Below are 26246 nucleotides of genomic sequence, written 5' to 3'. Positions count from 1 at the left end.
CTTTAATTTTATCAGAGGTTGTCCTTATTTTCTTTATTGAAAATAAAAGAAAACCATAAAAAAGTGGTCGGCATCATTTTGATGCCGACCACTTTCCGTTTAATTTACTGGGTTTTGTCCCAGCCTCGCTATAAAAGGAGTGAAGCTAATCATTGATCGAATTGTTACCTATTTTTCAAAAAGAGAAGCCATTCAATTGGAAAAGCTTCCGGAATTTTGGATAGGAAACCGCTGATAAGCCTTCTGTCAACACCTCATTTGTCATGGGGAATCTGGGTCTGGCTCATGAATGATCTTTCACCGACACCTCATTTCGTGGTTGAACCACTCGTTGATGTTGTCATTGTGAAACGGGGTACTGCCTCACTCCTTACTACGTAGTCTGGCGGAATGAGTCGAAATTATGCACATGAATTTTTTGGCATAGTTTAAGGGTAGTGGTAAAATTCTATAAAGAAGGATTGCAATGGAGAGGATGATTAAATGGAACCTTTATTACATATTGAAGACCTCCACGGAGGTTATACACATAAAAATGTCCTGCATGGAATTTCTTTCGATGTCCATCCCAATGAAATCGTCGGTCTGATCGGTTTGAATGGGGCAGGGAAAAGTACAACAATCAAGCACATCATCGGGATGATGCAGGCGAAAAAAGGACAAGTAGCCATCAATGGCAAACGCTTTGAAGAAAATCCGGAAGCTTACCGTCAGCAGATGGCTTACATACCTGAAATGCCCATCCTATATGATGAACTTACGTTATATGAACATTTGCATTTAACGGCGATGGCTTATGGCATCGAGGAACAGGAATTCAAAAAACGTTTGGATCCTCTGCTAAAGGAATTTCGCATGGAAAAGAAATTGAACTGGTTTCCGGTGCATTTTTCGAAAGGAATGCGTCAGAAAGTGATGATCATGTGTGCTTTTTTGATTGAACCATCCTTATATATCGTCGATGAACCATTTGTCGGGCTTGATCCACTTGGTATTCAGTCTTATCTGCAGCTGATGGAGGAAATGAAACAGGAGGGAGCAGGCGTGCTCATGTCCACGCATATTTTAGCAACAGCCGAGCGCTATTGTGACCGTTTTGTCATTCTGCACGATGGGGAAATCCGTGCCAAAGGAACACTGGAAGAATTGCGGGAAGCCTTTCAAATGCCTGAATCGTCGTTGGATGCCCTGTATGTTCAGTTGACAAAGGAAGAGAACCATGATTGATGCGAAGGCGTTTTGGCAGAAGCGGTTTAATGAGCATACCAAAGAAACGGGCAGGTACTTAAAATATATTTTCAATGGGCATATCGCTGTAGCGATGATATTCTTCCTTTCAGCATTAGCTTATTACTACCAGCAGTGGCTGACGGAGCTTCCGGAAAACTTCCCGACTGCTATGATTGTCGGCATCGCCTTTGGTTTAATCGCCAGTTATAGTCCGGTTCGCACGCTCTTGAAAGAGCCGGATCTTGTTTTCCTTTTGCCTGCAGAACACCAATTGGATGATTATTTCAAACGCTGTCTCTATTACAGTTATGTCATCCAGCTGTATTTAGTGCTGCTGGTTGCTGCTGCGTTAGGACCATTGTATTTTGCCAGCTATCCGGAACAGGGCACAAGATATTATTTGATGATGATGCTCGTGGTCCTTGTTTTCAAAGGGTGGAACATGATGGCGAACTGGTGGATGCTGAAAGAAAGGAATCCTAATACCAGGTTATGGGATCAGCTGATACGGATTCTGCTCAGCATTGTCGTGTTTTATTTCTTTGCAGCGGGCGAGTTAATGTTTGCCGGGATTGTTACCGTGCTTTTATTTGGCGTGACGATGTACAATTATTCCCTGGCAAAGAAAAAACCCGGTCTCGTCTGGGATGTTCTTGTCGAAAAGGATCAGGCGAGAATGCGTGCTTTTTATCGGATTGCAAATATGTTTACCGATGTACCCCATTTAAAAAACACAGTGAAGAAGCGGCACTGGCTGGTAGGACTTCTGCTCAAGCCTGTTACTTACAAACAGTCACAGTCATTTGACTATTTATACCGGATCACCTTTGCCCGGAGCAGCGACTATGTCGGAATGTATTTCAGACTGCTGGTCATCGGCGGGCTTGCCATCTACTATGTGCCGAATATCTGGGTAAAAGTCGCTTTTTCCATTCTGTTCCTGTATCTAAGTGCGTTTCAGATGATGACGTTATGGAATCATCACCGGACGATTGCCTGGATGGACTTATATCCTTTGAGGCAGGAATGGCGGCAAAAGGCCGTGCTGAAATGGCTGTTTCAACTGATGTTATTCCAGACATTCCTGTTCGGTTTGCTGTTTATCATTCAATGGAACCCACTTGGCCTGCTTCTCGTCTGGGGAGGAGGAGCCATCTTCAGCTGGATGTTCACACAGAGCTACATCAAACCAAGACTGATATAGGAGCCTGAAACAAGGCTCCTTTTTTGAAAGAGGCTCTATTAAATATCAGTGTTACATATAAGCTCCCTTTAATTGAAGACTCAGTTTCGAGATAAGTTGTTTCCGTTATGGTAGTAACGGTTGGGAGGTCCGGGAAATCACTCGCTTTCCGTGGGCATAAGAAATTTGAGCTTAAAACCTGCGTCTTGGTTCAATAATCAACACATTTTCAATACCTCATGGGTTCTTTTCTCCATTCTTCGGATGGGTCGGTTGGGAAACTGGGAGACTCCCGCGGGAGAAGGGTCTAGGCGAGATCCCACAGGGCGATAGCCCGAGGAAGCTCGCCAGGTCCCCCGCAGGAAAGCGAGTAGTTTCCCGGCCAACCCTGACGCTATTGTGGTAGAGAACCATTGTTATTTCGAAATCAAGTCTTCGACTTTTCGGCTAATTAAGTCAATTGGACAAGTGCTACTGGAGAGGAAAAGGAGGTGAGGCGCTTTGTTATCGTCTTATGAGGAACAGGTGCTGCGGGAAGCGAAGCGCTGGGAAAAATCCTTAAGCAAACGTGACACGCTGATTCAACGTTCTTCCAAGCGGATCCAAACAAAAATAAACAAGAAAATCCCGGAGCGCGTACATCAGGTCGTAACAGAAAGTATTCGTAAAATGATAGAGGCAACGCTGACTACTTCCGAATACATCGACCCAGTAGATATCAACCCGGATGCTTCTTTTCGAGAGCGGGAAGCTATGGTATACGAGCGGATGAAACGGTATAAGCGTACCGCCGCTGTTGAAGGAGCGGGGACAGGAGCAGGAGGGCTGCTGCTTGGTATGGCTGATTTTCCGTTACTCTTGAGTATTAAAATGAAGTTCTTATTTGATGTTGGACAGCTTTATGGCTATGAAGTTCGGAATTATCAAGAACGGATGTATATTCTTCATGTCTTCATGCTGGCTTTTTCCAGTGATAATAAGCAAAGGGAAGTAGCGCGTATCATTAATCATTGGGAACAGGAACAGCGGAAATGGAAAGAAGTCGATTGGAAGTCATTGCAGTTGGAATACCGCGATACCATTGACTTTGTTAAAATGCTTCAACTGATCCCTGGGTTCGGGGCTGTTGTAGGGGCGTGGGCGAATACAAAATTGCTGGAGCAGTTAGGGGAGACGGCGATGAATTGCTACCGTCTCCGGACGCTCCGTGATCATTAAGATGTATACTTTTTCTGGTACGAACGGTAAGCCTGGAGCAGCGTTTTGGCCGCATGAGGAAGTGCCCGCTCATTGATATCAAACTTAGGGTGATGATGAGGGTATTCGTGTCCTTCTTTCTTGGCACCGGTAAAATAAAAGGCGCCTGGTTTCTCTAGTAAGTAGTAAGCGAAGTCTTCTCCTGCCATGCTCGGTTCTATTTCTCTGGTCGTTAAGGAGGCGTCAGCTTCAGGCGCTTCATCAAGGATTAGCGCTGCTTCCTCGGCGTGATTGATCACTGGCGGATACCCTTTATAATAATCGAAATCGTAATCAGCTTCATAAGGAATACAGGCAGACTTCGTAATTCTTTCCATCTCCTTGATAATCTTTTCCTGCACTTCTGGGTCGAATGTACGGACGGTGCCGGTAAGCTTGGCGGAATCCGCAATGACATTGAATGCTGTGCCCGATTCAAACTGAGCGACTGTGACGACAGCTGTTTTCAATGGATTTAGACGCCGGCTGACGATTTGCTGCAAGGATGTCACCAATTGCGATCCGATGACAAGCGCATCTTTGGTGAGGTGGGGCTGTGCGCCATGGCCGCCTTTTCCTTTGATGGTGATTTCGAATCGATCTGCTCTGGCCATGAAAGCACCTTTGGTCGTTTCGATGGTGCCAAGCGGGGTCGTCGCCCACAGGTGGGTACCAAATACCGCATCAACATCATCGATTGCGCCGCTCTCGAGAATCGGCTTTGCGCCTCCTGGTGCGTATTCTTCGGCGTGCTGATGCAGGAATACGACTGTGCCTGGGATTTTGTCCTGATAGTTGACGAGTACTTTGGCAAGTGTCAGAAGGACGGCAGTATGACCATCATGTCCGCACGCATGCATAGCACCATCGTTTTTGGACTTATATGGTACGTCATTTTCTTCCTGAATCGGCAGGGCGTCAAAGTCGGCACGAAGAGCGATTGTACTGCCAGGTTTCCCGCCTTTTAACCTGGCGATGACGCCGTTGCCGCCAATATTGGCTTCGTACGGGATGCCTAGCTTTTCGTATGTATCAGCAATGTATTTCGCTGTTTTTTCTTCCTGGAACGACACTTCGGGATATTGGTGCAAATATCTCCTGATTTCAACCATTTCTTCGTAGGATTCATCAATAGCGGTGTAGATATCTTTCCACATGAACAGGTTCCTCCTCCGTAGGTTAGCTTGTTTTTTATTCTATCACATCTCCCGCCATTGTCAGAATTATGTGGACATAAAGAAAACGCCCGGACGGCGATGTCCGGGCGTTTTCGTTCTTAAATTATTAAGATAAACGCGGGTCTGCAAGCAGACGTTCCATTTCTTCCATGTGCTGGGTTTCATCAGCGATCATATCTTCAAGCTTGACTACTAATTCCGTCAAACCAAGTTCTTCTGCCTGCTGTTTACGTTTTTCATATCGATTAATAGTATCTTCCTCTGACTTGCGAGCTTCTTCCAGCATGTCCTTGACGTTGGTCAGTTGCTTTACTTCTGCTGGAGTAGTGGTAGGGGTACCTCCAAGAATTTTAATTTTTTCAGACAGATAGAGAGCGTGTCCCTGCTCGTCTGCGATTTCCCCTTCAAAAAATGGCTTCAATACGGAATAATACAGCCCATCAACTGTTGCTGCATTATACGTATACATAATCGAAGCTGCATATTCATGTGCTAAGTCTTCATTAAGACCATCAATCAATTCTTTCATTTGTTCATCCATATTCATTCATCCTTTCCAATAAAATATTCCATTGTTACTATTCCCTGGATAGTTTTTCATAAACGTCGATGTGGTATTGTAAGGAAGAATGGGGGTACAGTTGATGACGAAAAAGCAGCGCTACTTTGTGGCAGCCATGCTTGTGCTGGCGTTCCTGTCGGTTATCATATTCACGTTCCAAGCAGCTTCAGAAGGGACACCAATTCTTGACCGCTGGGCAAGTCCATTTGTTGCTGAAGGCGAAGGAACTGCTGTGGAATCTATGTTCCGATGGATTACCGAGTTAGGTTCGAGCTGGTTCTTATATACGATAGCGATCATAGCAGGGTTGATTCTCTGGATTTACTATAAAGATAGCATCGCAGGGATTATGCTTGTCTCAGGTGTAGCTGCAGGTTATGGCGCTAACTTTGCCATTAAGCATCTTGTGCAGCGGGAACGACCACGCATTTTGGAAAGTGTCGATGGTACAGGATTAAGTTATCCCAGTGGTCATGCGATGGTATCGATGGTCACCTATAGTCTGCTTGTTTATTTTTTGATGATACAAATGAAAAGTATGAAGGCAGCCATCTGGATCATTGCGTTGGGTCTGATATTGGTTCTGCTCATCGGATTCAGTCGTTATGTGTTACGGGTGCATTATTTAACGGACGTGATCGCAGGTTTCAGCTTTGGAATCCTTGTGGTCGCGGTGTGGCTTTCTTTATATCATAGATGGAAAAGAAGAAGAAAATCATCTCCGACTTGAGACGGAGAAAGAACCATTCCCCCGGGCGTTACGCCTCGGGGATTTTTTTGTGATAATAGAGCCAGGAAAATAAAAGATAACCCGGTAAAAAAGCAGGGATTAAAGACAAGGTTGTCTAATTTTAAAAAGATAGAGACAAAAAGGGATGAGCGATGATGAGAAAAGGATGGCTGCACTTCTTGCTTGCTTTCTTGCTGATAGGAACAGGTATCGTGCTAATGTTGGAAAACCTTGGAGTAATTGATAAAACGTTATATATATCATGGGGATTGGTCCTGGCCGTAATCCTGATGCTTATCGGAATGAAGCTCTGGTGGGACAGGGTTACAGGACACGGGGGGTCCTGGATGTTCGGTTCTTTTTTTACTATTTATGGGCTTCTGGTGCTGCTGGGAGAAATAGGCATTATTACATTTACGTTTGGCGATGTGTTCAAACTCTGGCCGCTTCTATTTATCTACATTGGATTCGGTATGTTTCTCGGGGGCAGCCGGAAGCGGTTCCGGGTGAATGTTGATACGGGAGACCTCAGTGGATCTTCATCTGAAAAAAAACATAACAATAAGAAAATGCACACGGTCATCGGCGACCATCAATATAATGCAGAAAATTGGAAAGTGGAACCGATGCAACTGTGGAATGCAGTTGGGGATTACCACTTTGATTTCACAAAAGCTTTTATCCCGGAAAAAGATACCCCTATTTCTGTGAAAGGCTGGGCGGGAGATATAAAAATGCTGATGCCGGAGAACCTTGATTACCGGATAGAAGCATTTGTTAAAGCCGGCAGTATCAATCTTCTCGGTAAGACATCGGACGGCATCAATAGATCAACGACTTTTGAGACGCCAGGTTACCAGGATGCAACAAGGCGATTGACGATCGATATTGATCTTAAGGCTGGCGATGTCCGGGTCGACAAGGTATAGGAGCGGATGGTATGTTGAAGCGATTAAGCAGTATTCGATATACATTTATACGATCGCATTTATTTGGGCTGATACTGAATACCTTTGTGCTTCTGGCTGTACTGCTCTCTGTCCATGTATGGTTCACACCGGAGTGGCTGTCAGCAGGAGCAATTCTTTTATTTATGGGTATTTATTTTCTGCTTGGTCTGTTCATGGCCTTTTACGCAGGCTTCCGCTCAAGCGGAGATTTAAAGGATCGTATCGATAGTCTGTCGACAGTGATTACCCATCTGGCAAGAGGGAACTTCAAGACGAAAGTTTTGTTCAGTGAAGAAGATGAAATTGCTAGAATTGCCAGTGAGTTAAATGAGCTGGGCGGTAAATTGCAGGAACAAAAGGACTCTTTAGTACGTCTTGCGGATGAGAAAGCAGAGCTCGCTAAAAAAGCCCATAGTGCTGCGACCATGGAAGAACGCCAGCGCCTGGCCAGGGATTTGCATGATGCGGTAAGCCAGCAGTTATTCGCATTGACGATGATGTCCCAGGCGGCAGTAAGGATGTTTGACAAAAAACCAGATCAGGCGAAGCGGCAGTTGGAGGAGATTTCTGCGATGGCACTACAGGCACAGACGGAAATGCGGGCATTATTGCTGCACCTCAGACCTGTCCATTTATCAGGGGAACCGTTGACAAAAGGAATCGAGCGCCTGGTTGAAGAATTGGAGCAGAAGTGCCCCATCCATTTTCATGTTCAAATGGAGGAAACAGCTGATCTCTCTCAGACAAAAGAGGAACATCTATTCCGGATTATCCAGGAGGCGTTATCCAATATACTGCGGCATTCCAATGCCACGGATGTCAATGTGAGCCTGAAAGAGAAAAACGAAGAGCTTTTTTTACATATCGGAGACAATGGAGTGGGGTTCAATATGAAGGAAAAAGAAACGATTGTTGCTTCCTATGGATTAAAAACAATGCGAGAAAGGACAGGAGAGATAGGGGGCAACTTTGTACTCCGCTCACGGGAAGGGGAAGGTACGCATATTGATATACGTGTACCGTTGCAGACAGTTAAGGGGGAGATAGGATGATAAAGGTTGTGGTAGTTGATGATCATGATGTTGTCCGAAAAGGAGTCATCGCTTATTTGAATACGGAGGATGAGCTCGACATCATCGGAGAAGCCTCCAGCGGTAATAAAGGTGCGAAGCTGGTTGCTGACTTGAAGCCAGACGTCGTGCTGATGGATTTGATCATGGAAGATGGTACCGGCATTGAAGCTACAAAACAGATCATGACCGAACACCCGGATTGTAAAGTGATTATTCTGACCAGCTATTATGATGATGAAAAAGTGTTCCCGGCGCTTGAGGCAGGAGCATTCAGTTACATGCTGAAAACATCATCAGCCGATGAAATCGCCGATGCTATCAAGAAAGCCTATCGTGGCGAAAATACGATCGAACCAAAAGTGGCGGGGAAGATGATGAACCGCTTCCGATCATCCGAGAAAAAACCCCATGATGAATTGACACAGCGGGAACTGGAAGTCTTGTTATGTATCGGGGAAGGAATGACCAACCAGGAAATTAGTGATTCTCTTTATATAGGCATAAAAACCGTGAAAACCCATGTCAGCAATATACTTAGTAAACTCGGTGTCCACGACCGGACACAGGCAGCGGTCTATGCCCATAAAAATCAATTGCTGAAAAAGATATGAAGTGAGCAGGACGATTAGCTTGGAAATATGGTTAAAAGCCTGATGGAATGAAAAAGTGAGCGGCATTTATGCCAGCTCACTTTTTTATGGGCTCTATTAAATTTCAGAGTTGTTTTTCAATATAAGCTCCCTTTTTCTGAAGACTCACTTTCAATATAGAAGTCATTTATTCTTCGTCGAATTGTACCATTCGGTATTTAGTGATATAAGCGTCACCGTCGATAAAGGAAGGTTTTTTGGTATGCTTTGGTCCGGAATTTTGATGTGCCTGTTCAAACGACTGGGAGTTCTTCCAGTCTTCAAAGTCATTTTCATTGCGCCATTGCGTGAGAACTACATAAGTGTTTCCTTTTAAGGGACGGAGAATGCGCAGTGCCTGGAAGCCTTCCATTTTTTCCACTCCGCCTTTGCGGTTTTTGAAGCGGTCTTCAAAAACAGGACGACCTTCGTCGCTGACTGGAATGTTGTTCATAACGACGAAACCTTCTGGCTGCATCTCACCAACAGCGTCTACCGTTTCATATTCCCGTCCTTCATTGAAAATACTAGGCTCACCTTCATGGTAGGCGACGGTTTTATCTTGGTCCTGCATGAAAAAGAGTGTCGTTTCTGGGTGTTTCTTATCTAGATTTGCTAAATAGTTTGGTGTACCATTTGTCATAGAAACTTTCATTTGCACATATCCCCTTTCCATTATAAATTCAGTTTAGCAATGAAAGAAAAGAAAAAACAAGTTATAACACATAGAGGAAAGCTACAAGAAAGGATGCGCAAGCCTTGAAACTTTGGAATAACAACGATAGACCGACGACCAGAATGAAACGTCTGAAGAAAAAGCGTTATAAATGGGCCGCGATTGTCGCATTAAGTGCTGTCATACTGGCTGTGCTTGGCTACTTGACGATTTTGTTTGGCGGCATGCTGGTGGCAGATAAAGAAAAGCTGGTATTGAATGATGCCACGACCGTAGAACTGGAAAACGGAGAAGTGATCGAGCGAATCTACACGGAGAATCGCACCCTGATATCGATGGATGAAATACCGGATCACGTCGAGGAGGCGTTTATGGCTGTTGAGGATGCCCGCTTTTATGAACATGGCGGAGTGGACCCGAGGGCAATTTTCCGTGCAGTTTATAAAGACTTGATAGCGATGAAGAAGGTAGAAGGCGGCAGTACGATTACGATGCAGCTGGCCAAAAACCTGTTTTTAACCAATGATAAGACATTTATGCGAAAGACGAAAGAAGTAATGGCTGCACTGTATTTGGAGCGTAATTACACGAAAAAAGAAATACTGGAACTATACCTGAACCGTATTTATTTTGGAAAAGGTATTTATGGGGTCGAGCAGGCTTCCCAAGTTTTTTACAACAAGCCTGCATCAGAGCTGACTATTTCTGAAGGGGCAATGCTCGCGGGTATGCCAAAAGCACCGAACACATACTCGCCAGTTGATAATCCCGAAGAAGCCGTGAAGCGAAGGAACGTCGTGCTCGACCGTATGCACAGTGTTGGTATGATTACATCCGAGCAGTTACTACAGCTGCAAGGGAAAACGCTTGAAGTGAATTATCAGGAGCGCGAAGATCAGAAATGGTCCAATAGTTACGTGGATCTGGTCATCCGGGAAGCGGCGTCCCGTTACAATATCAGCCGAGATGAACTGAAGCGCGGAGGCTACCGGATTATTACCGGCATGGACCCTGACATCCAGAAAATCGCTTATGAGGAGATGCAGAATGGTGAATATGCACCGGGCTCTGTAGAAGGGGTACAAGGTGCATTCACGCTGATGGATGCGGACAGCGGAGCAATTGTTGCCGCTATCGGAGGACGTGATTACGAGCATGGTACGATGAACCGTGCCAACGTACGACGTGCCCCAGGTTCAACAATTAAACCATTGTCGGTCTACGGCCCGGCGATGATGGAGGCAGGGTATGATCCATACTCCTTACTAGTTGACCGTCCAATGAAATTTGGTAATTACGAACCAAAAAACTATGATGGTAATTATGAAGGGCTTGTCTCCTTATATGATGCGCTGGTGAAGTCAAAAAACGTTCCAGCGGTATGGCTGCTTGACCAAATTGGTATTAAGACTTCCAAAGAATACTTGAAGAAGCTTGGCCTGGAAACCAATGACAGCGGCTTGTCGCTGGCGCTCGGCGGACTTGAGCATGGCTACTCACCAGTGGAGATGGTAGAAGCTTACCGTGCTTTTGCGAGAGGCGGAAAGTCGTTCGATGCGTACGCCATTAAGAAAATCGAAGACCGAAACGGAGAAGTCATCGAAGAGATGGAACCAAAAGAACGAACTGTTTTTTCTGAACAGGTTGCCTGGAATATGACCGAGATGCTTCAACGTGTCGTTTCTCATGGGACCGGGACATCAGGCAGTTATGGGAAAGCATTAGCTGGCAAGACAGGTACCCAGCAGCATGATTCCGTCTCAGGTAAAAATAAAGATGTATGGTTTGCCGGCTATACACCGGAATATGTCGGAAGCTTGTGGATGGGTTATGATTCATCCGGGAAAGATCATTATCTGGAAGGGGGTAGCAGCTACCCCACCGCTATGATGAAAGCGATTTTGACAAAGGTTGATCAGCAAAAAGGGTTGAGCGCCAGTTTTCAACAGCCTGAAGGAGTAGAAGAGGATGTTGCTCCTCCAGTAAAACTACCAGCAATCGACGACCTTAACGTCAAGTTTGAAGTTGGAGGATCATCGCTTATCCGGGGGAGGTTGTCATGGACTCCTGGTGAGGATGATCGAATTGTCTATCACATTTATAAAGAGGAGCCTGGAGTCGATACCCGTGTAGGTGAAGTAAAGGGCGATGGGGCGTTCACGGTGGAAATAAAGAACGTATTCAAGCGCCATACCTACTATGTTGTTCCTTACGATCCGTATACGAAGATGGAAGGGCAGCAGTCCAACCGGGCAGTATTGGAGTGGTGATTGGGAAAATCGCACAAAATGGTGACAAAAAATCGTCAAGTCCTATGTAGATAGTAAAAAAGTGTTATAGTGGTATACGGATAAAAAGTATGACAGTTCATGGGAAACGGATTCCGGCATGTGTTGACAGATCCGGTTCCAGTTATGTTGAACATATAGTAAAGGGGTTATTTAGCATGACAAGACAGATCAACGATACGATTTTGAGAGCTTTCCGCGGAGAGACGACCGATTACACACCAGTGTGGTATATGCGTCAGGCAGGCCGTTCTCAGCCGGAATACCGTCAGCTGAAGGAAAAGTATTCCTTATTTGAAATTACTCATCAGCCGGAGTTATGTGCCTATGTAACGAGGCTGCCAGTGGAACAATATGGCGTAGACGCGGCTATTCTCTATAAAGACATTATGTCGCCGCTTCCTGCTATTGGTGTCGATGTCGATATTAAAAAAGGAATCGGTCCGGTCATCGATAATCCGATTCAGTCCAAAGCGGATGTCGAAAAATTAGGTACGATCGATCCCGAATCCGATGTCCCTTACGTGATGGATACGATCCGACTGCTGACAAAGGAGCAGCTGAATGTTCCATTGATCGGTTTCAGCGGGGCACCGTTTACCCTGGCGAGCTATATGATTGAGGGTGGCCCTTCAAAAAATTATAATAAAACCAAGTCCTTGATGTACAGCGACTCGGAAACTTGGTTTATGCTAATGGATAAATTGGCCGATATGACGATCGAATATGTCCGGGGACAAGTCAATGCTGGAGCAAAAGCGATTCAGATTTTCGACTCCTGGGTCGGTGCGTTGAATCAGGAAGATTACCGCACATTCATCAAGCCGGTCATGCACCGTATCTTTTCTTCGCTTCAGGAAGAAGGGGTACCGTTGATTATGTTTGGTGTCGGAGCACGTCATTTAATCACAGAGTGGAATGAGCTGCCGGTCGATGTGTTAGGCCTGGATTGGAGAATGTCTATTGCAGAAGCAAGAAATCTTGGCATCACGAAGCCGCTTCAAGGCAACCTGGATCCTTCCTTGCTGTTATCGGACTGGCACGTCATCGAGGAGCGTACCAAACGGATCATTGATGAAGGGAAAGAAAACCCTGCTCATATTTTCAACCTTGGTCATGGGGTAACACCGGAAATCAAACCAGAAACATTGAAACGGTTGACCAGCCTGATTCATGAGTATTCCAGCAGAAATTAGAGGTGAATGATTGATGGCAAAGAAACAAATGGGGCTGCTTGTAATGGCTTACGGCACTCCATATAAAGAAGAAGACCTTGAACGTTACTATACACACATTCGCCGCGGGCGCAAACCGTCGGAGGAAATGCTGCAGGACCTGCGCGAACGTTACGATGCTATTGGCGGAATATCTCCGCTCGCACGTATCACAGAAGATCAGGGAAAAGCGATCGAAGCGAAACTGAATGAGCTTCAGGACGAGGTAGAATTTAAACTCTACCTCGGTCTCAAACATATTGAACCATTCGTAGAGGATGCAGTAGCACAAATGGCAGAAGACGGTATCAAAGAAGCAGTTTCGCTTGTACTGGCACCGCATTATTCTACTTTTAGCGTCAAATCCTACAATGGTCGTGCCCAGGAAGAAGCGGCGAACCATGGATTGACAATCAAATCCGTGGAAAGCTGGTATGATGAGCCAGGATTCATTGATTTCTGGAAGGAACAGATCGATTCTGTATATAACAAAATGGACGAGACGGAAAAGCAGAAAGCCTGCCTGATCGTGTCTGCGCACAGCCTTCCGGAGAAAATTCTTCAAGGCGGCGATCCATACCCGGACCAGTTGAAAAAGACAGCAGACTTGATTGCTGAAGCTTCAGGTATCACCCAATACGAAATTGGCTGGCAGAGTGAAGGGAATACCCCGGATCCCTGGCTTGGACCGGATGTCCAGGATTTAACGAGAGACTTATACAACGAAAAAGGCTATCGTTCCTTTGTCTATGCACCGGTAGGGTTTGTATCTGACCATCTCGAAGTTCTTTATGACAATGATTATGAATGTAAAGTTGTCTGTGATGAAGTAGGTGCGAACTACTATCGTCCGGAAATGCCTAATACTCATCCTAAATTCATTGATACTTTAGCAAAAGTCGTTTTGGAAAAAGTGAAAGAATAGGGGATGTCCATGTCTGAAATTAAACAAATTGTAGTAGTCGGCGGCGGAATTACAGGTCTCGCTGCCGCTTACTATTTGCAAAAAGAAATCAAACATCAGCAGCTTCCTTATGAAGTTAAACTGTTGGAAGCGAGTGATAAATTAGGCGGGAAAATCAAAACGGAACAGAAGGATGGCTTCACGATCGAACGAGGACCGGATTCCTTTTTAGCCCGTAAGAAAAGTGCATCGGAGCTTGCTTCTGAAGTCGGTCTTGGCGATCAGCTGGTTCCCAATGGTACGGGTCAATCGTATATTTTAGTGAAAAATAAGCTTCATAAAATGCCGAGTGGCTCTTTTATGGGAATTCCAACGAAAGTACGTCCGTTTCTGTTTTCCGGTTTGTTTTCCCCCGTTGGGAAAGTGAAAGCCGCAAAGGACTTCGTCAAATCGAAAGGCGCTCCGCAGGAAGACCAGTCACTTGGTCACTTTTTCCGTAATCGTCTCGGGGATGAAGTAGTTGAAAATCTGATTGAGCCGTTGTTATCCGGAATATATGCCGGCGACATTGATAATCTTAGCCTAATGTCCACGTTTCCAAACTTCTATCATCTGGAACAGGAATACGGCAGCTTGATTAAAGGCTTGAATAAAACGATGCCTGCCCGCAAACCTGCCAAAAAAGGTAAAAAGCCGAGCATGTTTTTAACGTTGAAAGATGGCTTGGAGTCGTTGGTAGAGGCGGTTACCGATCATCTTGACGAAGGGACAGTCTATACGAATAAAGCGGTGGATCACATCGAAAAGAAAGACAGCCATTATAACCTTTTATTAAATGACGGAACTGTCATGGAGGCAGCTTCTGTGATTCTAGCTTCGCCTCATTCTGCTGTAGAGCGGATGTTGAGTAAACATGATTTAATGAAGCCGTTCCAGGAGATGCCGGCAACATCTGTCGCCAATGTGGCGCTGGCTTTCGATGCCTCTGCGGTCAAAAAAGACATCGATGGCACCGGATTCGTCGTGTCGCGTAACAGCGATTTTCGCATTACTGCCTGTACATGGACGCATAAAAAATGGCCTCACTCAACGCCGGAAGGAAAAGTTCTGCTCCGCTGCTACGTCGGGAAACCGGATGACCAGGAAGTCGTTGACCTATCTGATGAAGAAATTGTTGAGATCGTCCTTAATGATCTCAATAAAACCATGAACATTACCGCCGATCCGGAATTTTTCGTTATCTCCCGTTGGAAAAATGCCATGCCGCAATACACGGTTGGTCACAAACAGCGAATGAATGAAATCCAGCAAGCGATGGAACAGGAACTTCCAGGCGTGTACCTGGCTGGAGGGTCTTATCACGGCGTCGGTGTTCCCGACTGTATTGACCAGGGAAAGGACGCAGTCGAAAAAGTATTGAATTTCCTGAAATAATAACCTCATGCATGCACAATTTGAATCACTCAGTATAAAGGAAAAGCTCAGAATTTAATTCTGAGCTTTTTTCTTTCTCTATACCGTTCTTAAATTAGTTATTATTCTTTCCATTTATAGGTGCGATTGAAGCGCATTGTTACCGCTAATACTACAGATGACCATCTATTGAAGAAAAGAGGTTATCTGATGAAAAAGCTTATCACACAGGGATTTTCACTGTTCTTAATGACATTTCTGATTGCCTGTGCTGCAGGGAATGACGAGGGAATGCGAGATGTAAACAATGATCCGCAGCAGGTTAACTTTGGTCCTGACGATTTTACTCCAAGGCAGGATAACATCCAGCGGGATGAATATCGCTTTTTTACTGACTATGATCTTGGAGAATATACACAGCGGGACAACTATCAAAACCCTAATGGCAATAATTACCCGAACGGTGATACTGTAACACCGGACAATCGAAATGATGAAACAGCCCGGAACCAGCCGCAACAGCCTCAAGGCGATCAAAATATCAATGATATTCAGCAGCAGGTTGTCGATCTTACCAACCAGGAACGGGAGAAGAACGGTCTTAAACCGCTCAAAGTTGACACGGAAGTGATGGAAGTCGCTCAGGAAAAATCAGAAGATATGGCGGAAAATGATTATTTCAGTCATAACTCTCCGACTTATGGCAGTCCTTTTGACATGATGAAGGACTTTGGAGTCGACTATCAAAGAGCGGCAGAAAACATCGCAGCCGGACAGCAGACACCTGAAAGTGTCGTAGAAGGATGGATGAACAGTCCTGGACACAGGAAAAATATTTTAAATGGACAGTTGACTCATATCGGTGTCGGTTATGACGCGAATGGGGACTACTGGACCCAAATGTTTATCAGAAAATAAGTATGAATAAAAAGAATTCCGCAAAGTGGCGGGATTCTTTTTTAAATAGTAAAACTTGGATGAATTTTAGAACAGGGCTGAACTTTTCCTAAAGAGATAAAAATCTGTTACAGTCATTTTAATACAAAACATAAAAAACAGGACAGCTATATAACAGCTGTCCCAAAGTGAAAGGAAATCATCGTAAAGGATATTCGTTTAACAGCACTTAGCGTGCTGGATGATCGCATTCATCACATAGGTTGCCGTAGCAGTCTGCTTTCTCATCAATGGCATTACCGCAGCTTGCACACTGTTTACGTGGAAGATTTTTAAAGAATTCAACAATACTCATCATGAAAATCGCCTCCTGATTTTGTGTTTGAAGTTAGTATATCCATATTGTAATATAACAAAACGCAGAATACAATAGGCTGTTATAAAACAATGTTAAAATAGTAAATATGTTGGAAAAAGGAGGAACTTATATGAGAGTGACAGTCATTGGCTTTTGGGGTGCTTATCCGGCAGCTGAAGGCGCGACATCATGCTATTTATTCGAACAGGATGACTTTCGTTTGCTGGTGGATTGCGGCAGTGGAGGTATGTCGAGATTGCAGAAATATATTGATCCTTTTCAGTTAGATGCAGTACTTATTTCCCATTACCACCAGGATCACATTGCGGATGTTGGCGTCCTGCAATATGCCTGGCTGGTACAGAACACCTTGCAAGACACTAATAAGAAACTTTCAATTTATGGACACCCGTTTGATACAGCGAAGTTTAACTCGTTATCGCATCAGTACACAGAAGGAAAAGCGTACGATCCATCGGAAACTCTAAGTATCGGACCGTTTACGGTGAAATTTCAGGAGACGAACCATCCTGTTCCCTGTTACGGCATGGCGGTTTCTAATGGTAAACACCAAGTCGTCTATACAGCCGATACGAGTTTTTCTGAAGCGTGGATTCCTTTTGCTGAAGGCGCTGATTTATTAATTACCGATACAAATTTTTATAAAGGAATGGACGGGACAGGTCCAGGTCATATGACGAGCGAAGAAGCAGGTGCTCTCGCAAACAAAGCAAGAGTCCGGGAACTGCTGTTAAGTCATCTTCCCCATTTCGGCGAACACGACCAGTTGATCAAGGAAGCGAAAGAGAGATATGAGGGACTGGTTTCGCTCGCCGAAGAAGGATGGACGTGGGAAAGCCAATGAATTGTTTCTTTTGCGGGATTTCATTACAATGGTAGGTGGCAGAATAAATGAAAGGGCTGATTGTCATGCTATTTATTGATAATGAGGGAATCAATGACCCGCGAATCAATCTGGCTATTGAAGAATACGCACTGAAAAATTTAGATATCAACGAAACTTACTTATTGTTCTATATCAATAAACCGTCGATCATTATCGGAAAAAACCAGAACACCATAGAAGAAATCAATACCGACTATGTAGAAGAGAACGGAATTCATGTGGTTCGTCGTTTGTCAGGCGGTGGTGCTGTTTATCACGACCTTGGTAACTTGAACTTCAGCTTCATCACGAAGGATGATGGGGATAGTTTCCATGATTTTGCGAAGTTTACGGAACCTGTTACAGCAGCACTTAAGAAACTTGGCGTCGATGCAGAGCTTTCCGGACGAAACGATATTACGGTCGATGGCCGTAAAATTTCTGGTAATGCGCAATTCTCCACGCGCGGCCGTATGTTCAGCCATGGAACGTTGATGTTCGACTCGGAAGTTGAGCATGTAGTAAAATCATTAAATGTAAAAACGGAAAAAATCAAATCCAAAGGCATTAAGTCGATACGAAGCCGTGTTGCTAACATTTCCGAATATCTGGATGAAAAAATTACGATGGACGAGTTCAAGCGGCTGATCCTTCGTTATATTTTCGATGTGGAAGATGTAAAGGATGTGCCGCAATATAAATTGACCGAAGAGGATTGGAAAGCCATTCACAAGTTGTCAGAAGAACGCTATCAGAACTGGGAATGGAATTATGGCAAATCACCGAAATTTAATATCCAGCATACGAAGCGGATTGAAGGAGCAGGAAGTTATGATGTCCGCCTTGATGTAGCAAAGGGTATGATCAAAAACGTGAAAATTTATGGTGACTTTTTCGGCGTCGGTGATATTAGTGAAATCGAGGAGCGTCTGATCGGCACAAAATATGAGAAAAGTGCTATCTCGGAAGCATTGGCTGATGTAGATATTTCCCATTATCTTGGTAAAATTACAAAAGAAGATTTTCTTAATATCCTTTATTAATATCAGTGAAAAGACTCCTGGAAACGGGAGTCTTTTTACTTACCAAAAACCTATGATAAAAAATACAGTTGTTGCAGGAAAGTTTTCAGTATTTTATAATTAGAATGAATATTTTTTACAGAATGGTGAATGACCATTCATTCATTTTATTGTGAAGGGGGACACACTATGAATATCAGTGATCAATTATCACTGACGGCACAGCAGCAACCAGACAAGGCAGCGTACATATTTCAGGATAAGGAAACCAGCTATCAGGAATTAGAAGGAGCCGTCACAAAGTTTGCTTCCAGTCTTAAGCAGCTTGGTTATGGAAAAGGGGATCACATCGCATTGGTCGTTGGCAATAGTCCATTTTTTGTTATTGGTCTATATGGCGCCTTGCGAATCGGAGCTACGGTAATCCCAATCAATCCGATTTATACGGTTGACGAAATTAGCTATATTTTGAAAAATGGAGACGTCAAAGGCGTTATTACGATGGATGTCCTGCTCGAGAAATTTGAACATATGGATGCACACATCCCGGGTATCAGGCATTATTTCGTAGGAGAGACAGGGGGAAATCCGGGCTGGGAACAGTCTTCTTTAAGCGAAAAAATGAAATCGTTTACAAAGACTGTTGGAGCAGGAAGTCTGGAGCTGGAACGTCCGGAGCTTGATGACAATGATACCGCGGTTATTCTCTATACTTCCGGAACGACTGGAAAGCCAAAAGGGGCGATGCTCACCCATAAAAACATCTATTCCAATGCCAAAGATGTCGCGGACTATTTGGAATTCACCAATGATGACAGGGTGATTGCTGCGCTGCCAATGTTCCATGTTTTCTGTCTGACTGTTGCCTTGAATGGTCCTTTGATGAATGGAGGGACCGTACTGATTGTGCCGAAATTCTCTCCGCAGGCTGTTTTTACAATTTCTCAAGAGTGGAAGGCAACTGTATTTGCGGGCGTGCCGACGATGTATAATTATCTGCTGCAAACCGGAGATGGCATGGAAGAAACGTTCAAGCATAACCGTCTCTGTATTTCCGGTGGTGCTTCGATGCCGGTTGCACTGTTGAAAGCATTCGAGAAAAAGTTCGATGTCATCGTATCCGAAGGGTACGGACTCTCTGAAGCCAGCCCTGTTACCTGCTTCAACCCGCTTGACCGCCCTCGAAAACCAGGGTCGATCGGCACGAATATTAAAAATGTCGAAAATCGTGTCGTGGACGAGCTTGGAGAAGAGGTGGCACCAGGGGAAGTCGGAGAGTTGATCGTTAAAGGCCCGAATGTGATGAAGGGCTATTATAAAATGCCTGAAGAAACGACGGTCGCGATTCGCGACGGATGGCTGTATACCGGGGATATGGCGAAAATGGACGATGAGGGGTACTTCTCCATCGTTGACCGTAAAAAAGACATGATTCTCGTTGGCGGCTACAACGTTTATCCGCGCGAAGTGGAAGAAGTGTTGTATGATCACCCTAACATTTCGGAAGTAGCAGTCATCGGAGCCCCTCATCCGGATTCCGGTGAAACGGTGATCAGCTTTGTCGTTTCCGATGATCCTGACTTGAATGAAGAACAGGTGATCACATATTGTCAGGAACACCTGGCCAAATATAAAGTACCGACCAGTGTGGAATTTTTAGAGGAGCTTCCCAAGAATACCACAGGTAAAATTTTACGTAAGAATTTGCGCGAAAAAATCACACAGTAAGAAAAAGGAGGCCCCGGTGCGGGCCTCCTTTTTGTGGAGGAATGTCTCCTTGTTGGTTGTCTCATATATGACGATGCTGTCTCATTTAATTTTAAATTTGTCTCGAAAAAATTTGAATCTGTCTCTGTTATTTTCGAAATTGTCTCTCATCCTATTGTGATTTCTCTCATCCGGTAAGATTGTCTATTATAACGTTGTTTTGTCTCATAAAATGACTGCCGCGATTGTAGCTTGAAATCAGTCCACGGTCCTCATAATTCGTTTGAATACTTTTTCTTTATCGAAGCCTTCTCCCATGGAAAACTTTTCAATCAGGTAATTTTCCTGGTCGATCAGGTAAGTGAACGAATCGTGGACGATATAGTCGGTGCCACGGTCTTCAAAGCGGAAGCGGAAAGGTTCTGCAAAAGCTTTTGTGTCTTCTAACGATCCTCTTAAGAAAGTCCAGCCATTTTCATCCGGGCTGATGGCATAAGTCTCCATGTATTTTTGAATACGTTCTGGCGTATCCTTTTCCGGGTCGATCGATATCGAAATGAATTCCACTTTATCCCCATACACGCCTTCTTCTTTCAACATCTCGCGAAGGTGCATCATCCTTTGAGTGGTGAGTGGGCAGACATCCGGGCACTGGGTGTAATAAAATTCGATAAGCCGTACTTTCGGTTCCATGTTTTCAAAATCATAGCTTTCTGCTGAAGCCGTTTCAAGCAGGACATCCTTCGGCAGCTGAACGCCGGAATCACGCCAAACCTCAATATATAGAATACCGAGCGTGATCCCGATGGCAATAATCCCGGCAAACATGGCATAATATCTTTTTTTCATTATAACTCCCCCTGCATCATTACGAATAGAATATACTTTTATCATACAATGTTCTGGTAGGGGAAATAGGGGAAACTCGTGACGAACTGATGACAAAAATTTGAAAACAAATTCACAATTTCAACTGACATTCTGTGTAATTTCAAATAAATGAGAATTTTATGACAAAAACTAACAATAGCGCAAACGTTTTTGCGGTGTACCGCAATACTTTTTCGGTGAAGGAATACCGGGTATATATTAAAATTAAATCATGAGTTAGTTGTTAATCACCTCGGTGATTGGCAACAGATTGGAAAAGCTTCCCAAGCTTTTTCATGGATTTAATTCCCTCACTCAAAAGTTTAACCAGTCGTCTCTTTGGCCAATATCCACCGTTTGGATATTGGTCCTTTTTTTATCTTCTTTTAACATAGGCTTTGTTAAAGTAAAGCTCCCTTTTACTGAAGACTCAGTTTTGAGATAAGTTGTTTCCGTTACGGTAGTAACGGTTTGGAGGGCCGGGAAATTACTCGCTTTCCATGGGTGTACGGTGAGCTTCCTCGGGCTAAAGCCCTGCGGGATCTCACCATGTACTATCTTCCCATTGGAGTCTCGCAATTTCCCGGCCCTCCTTGCATTTATGGGAGAAACGGAAACATCGTTATGCAGTATTTCAACCAAAGGGAGAGCTACTTGTAAAAACATGCTTGTAACCAGCGGCTGTAGAAGACATTCTCCTCTATAACAGGGGTTCTTTTCTCCCAGCCACCCCTGATTCTTTTATGGCAAAGAACCCATGATATCTCAAAATCAAGCCTTCGACTTTTCGGCCCTTTAATGGAATAACTCTCTTATGAGAAACCGACAACAACGTTTAATTGCATAAAAAAACTCCATATGCTGTGAGGAGTTTGGTCATTTTTTTGAAGGTGGCTGGTAGGTGATGAGGAATTCTTCGTCAGTGATGTAAAAGTCGCGGTCAGGACGGTAAGGCAGCAGTTTCAATGTTTCGAGTTTGTAGTAGCTGACTCGTTTGTAGGGATCGTTTTCTATGATGGGGAGTTCCTTTGTTGCTTTCATATATTGATCGACGGCGCGCTGGACATGGTCGAGATCTAGCGCGAGCTGCTTCTCTTCTTCCGGAAAAATTTCATAGGTCTCCCGCGACATATAGTAGGTCTCTACCGGGATACCTTTCAGGTAAGGGGCGATTAAGTCGTAGTCGATCGTCAAGTCTTCTTTAATAATGACACTCAGTTCGACGCCTTTTGGAAGCTGGCTGGCATAGGCATTGACTGCCTTTCGAACTTCATGGATTGGAATGCTGCGCTGTTCATAAACTTCTGTCGGTTTTGGCGCAGGCTTCGATTTCTTTTTCTTCCACATAACCCATCCCTCCTTGTTTAAAAACGATATAACAGGCACACACTAACAGGGGAGGTGTGTGCGAAATGGAAAATAGCCAATTAAATGAACGGGAACTCGATATCTATACCTGTATTAACCCTGAGTTTGGCTGGCCGGATGATGACTGTTGGCATGACGGCCATAAAGAAGAATTAGAGGCCAGGCAGGTTCCTTCAGCTCAATTATAGCAGACAGAATAGCCATTCCCTGATAAATTAAAAAAGATTTGTGAAAAATTAGGACTTTTTTCATGTTTAGTGGTACATTTAAATAGCACGAATTCTTTTAAGTCAGAAAGGAAGATGACATGAATGAGTCCAATTAAAAAAGATACCTTTGAGATTACAGCGCAGACCCTTGCTCTGGTGGCAACCACTACGTCTTACGGAAAGGTTTTGACAGAGGTAATTGAAACCGGTGCAAGGCATGAGCTTCCCGTCCATCCAAGCCGGCTGGTTGATGAAGCATGCCGCTATTTCGCTTCCAGTCTGCCGGGACGCTTAGCCGGTACGAAACAAGTTGCCGGGTTTACTCATAAACCTCCGATTGTAATTTCCCAGTCGATGGGCATTTACTTCTTTCCTACAATTTCTCCGAAACGAAAAGACTGCTCCTGGATTTCCCACAGCCATATCCGCTCTTTTAACAGCCTTGACGGCTACCAGACCACTATCGAATTCACCAATGGATCCTCCATCGTTGTCCCTGTCTCACCGGGCATGATTGCCAATCAGATTCAACGTACCGCTCAATTCCGTTTCCTTCTGGAAAATCGGATCAAGCATTCTTCTCTGTATACTGCGGAGCAGATCGCAGAGCCTTTTGCATAAGTTCGTACAAGATATTTTCTACTTTCTTACGGATTGCCGGATTGAAATAATTGCGTTTTTCTTCATAGCCATGTGCGAGGAACAGGAATGAAGTGAAGGAATCGTTCTTGCTGATCTGGACGACCTGAAGTTTTTCCCGATCCATTCGGGCGCGTAGGTTTCTTCTTTCTGTGCGGGCCTCTGATTCCATTTTCCCTAACAACTCCAAATAGTGTTCCTTGATTTTGAATTGTCCTTTCTCGATGTGCCGCCGATCCTGCTGGATGACTACTAGTGCCATCGAAAGAAAGAGGTAGCGGGAGGTGACCTCCAATTCTTCTTCTTTTAAATAGCGCATGACATTTCCCTCCGTTGCGAACGTATGTTCTGTTATGAGTATTATAGCACGAACGGAAAAAAAGTATGCAAGTTTTTTCTGGAAAATTTGGAAGCACTCCACTGAGCGAGGGAATTTTAGGGTAAGCTATATACGAGAGCAGCTATTGCATCAATCAATAGTCAAAGCTTCTGTTTTTGATTAAAATGGAAACATAGGAATGAATTGTACAAGCTAAGGAGCTACTTTCGATGTATATCTATACCCTGAATTTTGATAAATTCCAGCAGATGTATGAAGATGATAAACTGTATGAATATATCATGGCCCAGTTGGAAAGGTACGAAGCGCTCGGTCCCCTGCCAGGTATCCTGCTGCCGATGATTGAGGCATTCCTTCCAATCCTTCCCCTGGTTGTATTCGTTTTGGCGAATGCGGTCGCCTACGGATTGCTGAAAGGCTTTCTTTATTCCTGGATTGGAGCCAGTGTCGGAGCGGTTATTGTATTTACGATAATCCGCAGGCTGGGAAAGAAGCGGTTCATGCAGTTCATTGCCAATCATAAACAGGTGAAAAAGGTGACGACCTGGGTCGAGAATCATGGCTTCGGTCCGTTATTTTTATTGATGTGTTTCCCGTTCTCGCCTTCCTCGATCATCAATGTCGTGGCTGGATTGTCGGGAGTCAGCAGGCAGCAGTTCGTGCTGGCGGTCCTGCTTGGGAAATCGGTGATGATTTTCACCATTGCCTATGTCGGAGAAAGCATTACATCTTTCGCCCAGAATCCGGTGAAAACGATTGTAGTTGCTGTGTGCATTACGTTGTTCTGGGTGCTTGGAAAGTTTCTGGAAAAGTGGCTGCAGAAAAAAGCAGAACGGAAACGTTACCAAAACGATTAGATTATGTCAAAAGCGGGTAAGATGTTGTTAGCACACACCGTGGAGGCATAAAGAATGAAAAAGAAGAATTTTTGGCGAGTTTTCCGTACTGTTTTGTTTGCGCTGGTGATCGCCTTTTTGTTCCGGTCGTACTTGTTTGCCAGTTATGTGGTAGATGGAGAGTCGATGGAACCGACGCTGTATGATGGAAACTTGTTGATGGTCAATAAAGTGGTTTATGACTGGCAAGGAATCGATCGGCAGGATGTCATCGTATTTCACGCCAACGAAAAAGAGGATTATGTGAAACGAGTGATCGGCTTACCAGGGGATCACATCGAATTCAAAGATGATACGTTATATATCAATGGCGAGGCACAGCCGGAAGAATATTTAGAGGCACTCCGCCCGGATGACGGTAAATTATTTACGAAAGACTTCACGCTTGAAGAAGTGACTGGTAAAAGTGAAGTACCGGAGGGCCAGATGTTCGTGATGGGCGACAATCGTCGCGACAGTCTGGATAGTCGTTACTTCGGGTTTGTATCGATGGACACCGTCGTTGGGAAAGTCGATGTCCGGTACTGGCCGATGTCGCAATTAGCGATTCAGTTTTAAAATAAAATAACATGATCTAACGAGCAGCCCTGCAGGCCGATTCATTTCGCCGGCAGGGCTTTTTCCTGCTTAGAATATATTCGATAAGATACCAGGGTGAAGCAGGCAAACAAGACGGCTATGACATAAACAGCCGCTTCCAGAGGCAGGAACGGAGCAAGGAAAGAACCGACGCTTGCACCGGATAATAAGACGAACGAGTAGATGGACAGGGCGCTCCCTTTGTTTGTGACAGCGATAGTGCCGATCAGGACGATAACCATCGGAATCGTCACCGACGTGGAGGCGATCATCATCACCGAAGCCCAGATAAGTGTGGCGGTTGACAGACTGACCATAGCAGGGATGAATGCCCCCATCATCAAGCTTAAAAATAAGCATAACAGGATCGCCGGATGGAGATGTTTTTGCATACGACTGACAAAAAAAGCAGGAAGCACGCCAATCAGACCGAGCATCCGGAATTGCTGCAGAGTCAATGGCAGTTGCTCGGGGCTTTTTTCCATATACCATTCAAAACTGCTGTAGAAGAGCATGATGGTAAATAGTAGAAAGAAGCTGATCAAATAGAGTTTTCGCAAGGAAGATTGCTTGAAAAATGATAGAATGGTAGTAAGTGAAATCGAGGCATATCTCCTATCTACAGCATCAGCCGGACGTAAAGCTGCTACCATGAATAGAGCACAACAAAAGTAGGAGATGGCGAATACGACAAACACCATGGGATAACCGTAGGATGAGCCGAAATAGCCGGAAACCAGCTGGCCAAATATTCCGGCAAACAAAAATCCGGTATTGATCATAGCAATGACAAAAGCCTGGCGCGCCCCCGAAAACCGTTTAAACGTGTAGCTGAATGCAGGCGGTGCAAAACTTGCGGCAAAAAACCCCTGCACTGCCCGAAGCACCAGCAGCATTCCAAGGGAGTCGGTCAAGGCAATCAGGGCGGTAATCACCGTGACAGCAAACATACCGGACTTAAGGATCCGTGCATTGGAATAGATGTCAGCGAGGACACCAAAACACAGCAGCCCGCAGGCATAGAAGATAATGAACGACGTGCTCGTCAGAGAGGTTAAGGCAGGTGTTGCCGCAAAATGTTCGGCAAGGGCAGGGTGAAGGGGGAGCATCGTGTATAAATTGCTGGCGATGAATATCCCGGAAATGACCAGAACCAGTGCCTGGAAGGTTTGCTTCATGATCTGTCATCCTCTCATAAGCGATAATATA

General features: G+C 44.6%; 28 protein-coding genes. 19 read left to right on the top strand and 9 right to left on the bottom strand.

Going from position 1 to position 26246, the window contains the following annotated elements; translation table 11 throughout:
• The first annotated feature begins 483 nt into the window (after positions 1–483).
• From ACGTNI_RS14350 to ACGTNI_RS14340, 3 genes are all read left to right on the top strand, one after another.
• On the top strand, positions 484–1227 hold the full coding sequence (locus ACGTNI_RS14350) for an ABC transporter ATP-binding protein (RefSeq protein WP_394463499.1): 744 nt from the start codon (positions 484–486) through the stop codon (positions 1225–1227).
• Positions 1220–2434: an ABC transporter permease gene (locus ACGTNI_RS14345; RefSeq protein WP_394463498.1), complete on the top strand. Its 1215-nt coding sequence runs from the start codon at positions 1220–1222 to the stop codon at positions 2432–2434. The genes ACGTNI_RS14350 and ACGTNI_RS14345 overlap by 8 nt, the downstream gene beginning before the upstream one ends.
• 480 nt (positions 2435–2914) lie before the next feature.
• The gene (locus ACGTNI_RS14340; protein WP_394463497.1) at positions 2915–3631 is read left to right on the top strand and encodes an EcsC family protein; all 717 of its coding nucleotides are present in this window, start codon (positions 2915–2917) and stop codon (positions 3629–3631) included.
• Here the strand turns inward: ACGTNI_RS14340 and ACGTNI_RS14335 are convergent.
• Both ACGTNI_RS14335 and ACGTNI_RS14330 read right to left on the bottom strand, forming a co-directional pair.
• Complete coding sequence (locus ACGTNI_RS14335; RefSeq protein WP_394463496.1) at positions 3628–4806, bottom strand: M20 metallopeptidase family protein; 1179 nt, start codon at positions 4804–4806, stop codon at positions 3628–3630. The genes ACGTNI_RS14340 and ACGTNI_RS14335 overlap by 4 nt on opposite strands.
• Positions 4807–4933: 127 nt before the next feature.
• Positions 4934–5368 carry a ferritin-like domain-containing protein gene (locus ACGTNI_RS14330; protein ID WP_394463495.1) on the bottom strand — a complete coding sequence of 145 codons (435 nt, stop codon included), beginning with the start codon at positions 5366–5368 and terminating at the stop codon, positions 4934–4936.
• A 103-nt stretch (positions 5369–5471) separates the two neighbouring features.
• On the opposite strand from ACGTNI_RS14330, the gene ACGTNI_RS14325 reads away from it, so the two are divergent.
• From ACGTNI_RS14325 to ACGTNI_RS14310, 4 genes are all read left to right on the top strand, one after another.
• The gene (locus ACGTNI_RS14325; protein WP_394463494.1) at positions 5472–6119 is read left to right on the top strand and encodes a phosphatase PAP2 family protein; all 648 of its coding nucleotides are present in this window, start codon (positions 5472–5474) and stop codon (positions 6117–6119) included.
• Positions 6120–6274: 155 nt separating this feature from the next.
• Positions 6275–7048, top strand: a complete 774-nt coding sequence (gene liaF, locus ACGTNI_RS14320; protein ID WP_394463493.1) for a cell wall-active antibiotics response protein LiaF — start codon at positions 6275–6277, stop codon at positions 7046–7048.
• Between the two features lie 11 nt (positions 7049–7059).
• The gene (locus ACGTNI_RS14315) at positions 7060–8121 is read left to right on the top strand and encodes a sensor histidine kinase (protein ID WP_394463492.1); all 1062 of its coding nucleotides are present in this window, start codon (positions 7060–7062) and stop codon (positions 8119–8121) included.
• Positions 8118–8753 (top strand): response regulator, encoded by a 636-nt coding sequence (locus tag ACGTNI_RS14310; protein WP_394463491.1) that lies wholly within the window; start codon positions 8118–8120, stop codon positions 8751–8753. Before ACGTNI_RS14315 ends, ACGTNI_RS14310 begins: the two co-directional genes overlap by 4 nt.
• 166 nt (positions 8754–8919) lie before the next feature.
• Here the strand turns inward: ACGTNI_RS14310 and ACGTNI_RS14305 are convergent, their stop codons facing one another.
• A complete protein-coding gene (locus ACGTNI_RS14305) occupies positions 8920–9426 on the bottom strand; it encodes an antibiotic biosynthesis monooxygenase family protein (protein ID WP_394463490.1) in 507 nt (168 codons plus the stop codon).
• A gap of 104 nt (positions 9427–9530) precedes the next feature.
• Between ACGTNI_RS14305 and ACGTNI_RS14300 the strand changes: the two genes are divergently transcribed.
• The 5 genes from ACGTNI_RS14300 (at position 9531) to ACGTNI_RS14280 (ending at position 16184) form a co-directional block, all read left to right on the top strand.
• Positions 9531–11717, top strand: coding sequence for a transglycosylase domain-containing protein (locus ACGTNI_RS14300; RefSeq protein ID WP_394463489.1), 2187 nt, complete (start codon positions 9531–9533; stop codon positions 11715–11717).
• A 176-nt stretch (positions 11718–11893) separates the two neighbouring features.
• Positions 11894–12931, top strand: a complete 1038-nt coding sequence (hemE, locus tag ACGTNI_RS14295; protein WP_394463488.1) for a uroporphyrinogen decarboxylase — start codon at positions 11894–11896, stop codon at positions 12929–12931.
• A gap of 13 nt (positions 12932–12944) precedes the next feature.
• Positions 12945–13874 (top strand): ferrochelatase, encoded by a 930-nt coding sequence (gene hemH / locus ACGTNI_RS14290; protein WP_394463487.1) that lies wholly within the window; start codon positions 12945–12947, stop codon positions 13872–13874.
• A 9-nt stretch (positions 13875–13883) separates the two neighbouring features.
• Positions 13884–15287, top strand: a complete 1404-nt coding sequence (hemY, locus tag ACGTNI_RS14285; RefSeq protein WP_394463486.1) for a protoporphyrinogen oxidase — start codon at positions 13884–13886, stop codon at positions 15285–15287.
• 189 nt (positions 15288–15476) lie between these two features.
• Complete coding sequence (locus tag ACGTNI_RS14280) at positions 15477–16184, top strand: CAP domain-containing protein (RefSeq protein WP_394463485.1); 708 nt, start codon at positions 15477–15479, stop codon at positions 16182–16184.
• 208 nt (positions 16185–16392) lie between these two features.
• On the opposite strand, the gene yhfH is transcribed toward ACGTNI_RS14280, so the two are convergent.
• Entirely contained in the window at positions 16393–16521 is a 129-nt protein-coding gene (gene yhfH / locus ACGTNI_RS14275; RefSeq protein ID WP_082411990.1) for a protein YhfH, read from the bottom strand.
• A gap of 130 nt (positions 16522–16651) precedes the next feature.
• Between yhfH and ACGTNI_RS14270 the strand changes: the two genes are divergently transcribed.
• The 3 genes from ACGTNI_RS14270 (at position 16652) to ACGTNI_RS14260 (ending at position 20157) form a co-directional block, all read left to right on the top strand.
• Complete coding sequence (locus ACGTNI_RS14270) at positions 16652–17386, top strand: MBL fold metallo-hydrolase (RefSeq protein ID WP_394463484.1); 735 nt, start codon at positions 16652–16654, stop codon at positions 17384–17386.
• A gap of 65 nt (positions 17387–17451) precedes the next feature.
• Entirely contained in the window at positions 17452–18450 is a 999-nt protein-coding gene (lplA, locus tag ACGTNI_RS14265; protein WP_394463502.1) for a lipoate--protein ligase, read from the top strand.
• A gap of 168 nt (positions 18451–18618) precedes the next feature.
• Complete coding sequence (locus ACGTNI_RS14260; protein ID WP_085506912.1) at positions 18619–20157, top strand: fatty acid--CoA ligase family protein; 1539 nt, start codon at positions 18619–18621, stop codon at positions 20155–20157.
• Positions 20158–20394: 237 nt separating this feature from the next.
• On the opposite strand, the gene ACGTNI_RS14255 is transcribed toward ACGTNI_RS14260, so the two are convergent.
• The 3 genes from ACGTNI_RS14255 to ACGTNI_RS14245 form a co-directional block, all read right to left on the bottom strand.
• Entirely contained in the window at positions 20395–20985 is a 591-nt protein-coding gene (locus tag ACGTNI_RS14255; RefSeq protein WP_394463483.1) for an SCO family protein, read from the bottom strand.
• A 336-nt stretch (positions 20986–21321) separates the two neighbouring features.
• Positions 21322–21585: a hypothetical protein gene (locus ACGTNI_RS14250; protein WP_394463482.1), complete on the bottom strand. Its 264-nt coding sequence runs from the start codon at positions 21583–21585 to the stop codon at positions 21322–21324.
• 297 nt (positions 21586–21882) lie between these two features.
• Positions 21883–22353 carry a DUF3939 domain-containing protein gene (locus tag ACGTNI_RS14245; protein WP_085506914.1) on the bottom strand — a complete coding sequence of 157 codons (471 nt, stop codon included), beginning with the start codon at positions 22351–22353 and terminating at the stop codon, positions 21883–21885.
• A gap of 65 nt (positions 22354–22418) precedes the next feature.
• Between ACGTNI_RS14245 and ACGTNI_RS14240 the strand changes: the two genes are divergently transcribed.
• Complete coding sequence (locus tag ACGTNI_RS14240) at positions 22419–22562, top strand: hypothetical protein (RefSeq protein WP_176223985.1); 144 nt, start codon at positions 22419–22421, stop codon at positions 22560–22562.
• A gap of 123 nt (positions 22563–22685) precedes the next feature.
• The gene (locus ACGTNI_RS14235) at positions 22686–23204 is read left to right on the top strand and encodes a competence protein ComK (protein WP_394463481.1); all 519 of its coding nucleotides are present in this window, start codon (positions 22686–22688) and stop codon (positions 23202–23204) included.
• On the opposite strand, the gene ACGTNI_RS14230 is transcribed toward ACGTNI_RS14235, so the two are convergent.
• Complete coding sequence (locus ACGTNI_RS14230; RefSeq protein ID WP_062444268.1) at positions 23152–23541, bottom strand: YhjD family protein; 390 nt, start codon at positions 23539–23541, stop codon at positions 23152–23154. The genes ACGTNI_RS14235 and ACGTNI_RS14230 overlap by 53 nt on opposite strands.
• A gap of 230 nt (positions 23542–23771) precedes the next feature.
• On the opposite strand from ACGTNI_RS14230, the gene ACGTNI_RS14225 reads away from it, so the two are divergent.
• Positions 23772–24419, top strand: a complete 648-nt coding sequence (locus ACGTNI_RS14225; protein ID WP_085506916.1) for a TVP38/TMEM64 family protein — start codon at positions 23772–23774, stop codon at positions 24417–24419.
• A 54-nt stretch (positions 24420–24473) separates the two neighbouring features.
• Complete coding sequence (gene lepB, locus ACGTNI_RS14220; protein WP_394463480.1) at positions 24474–25016, top strand: signal peptidase I; 543 nt, start codon at positions 24474–24476, stop codon at positions 25014–25016.
• Between the two features lie 41 nt (positions 25017–25057).
• Here lepB and ACGTNI_RS14215 read toward each other — a convergent pair whose 3' ends face one another.
• Positions 25058–26215 (bottom strand): MFS transporter, encoded by a 1158-nt coding sequence (locus ACGTNI_RS14215; RefSeq protein WP_394463479.1) that lies wholly within the window; start codon positions 26213–26215, stop codon positions 25058–25060.
• Positions 26216–26246: the final 31 nt, after the last annotated feature.

The sequence above is a fragment of the Thalassobacillus sp. B23F22_16 genome, from assembly GCF_043496955.1.
GTDB classification, from domain to species: domain Bacteria; phylum Bacillota; class Bacilli; order Bacillales; family Halobacillaceae; genus Thalassobacillus; species Thalassobacillus devorans_A.
Note: the sequence above shows the minus strand (reverse complement) of the source record. Positions and strands in the feature narration are given on the sequence as shown.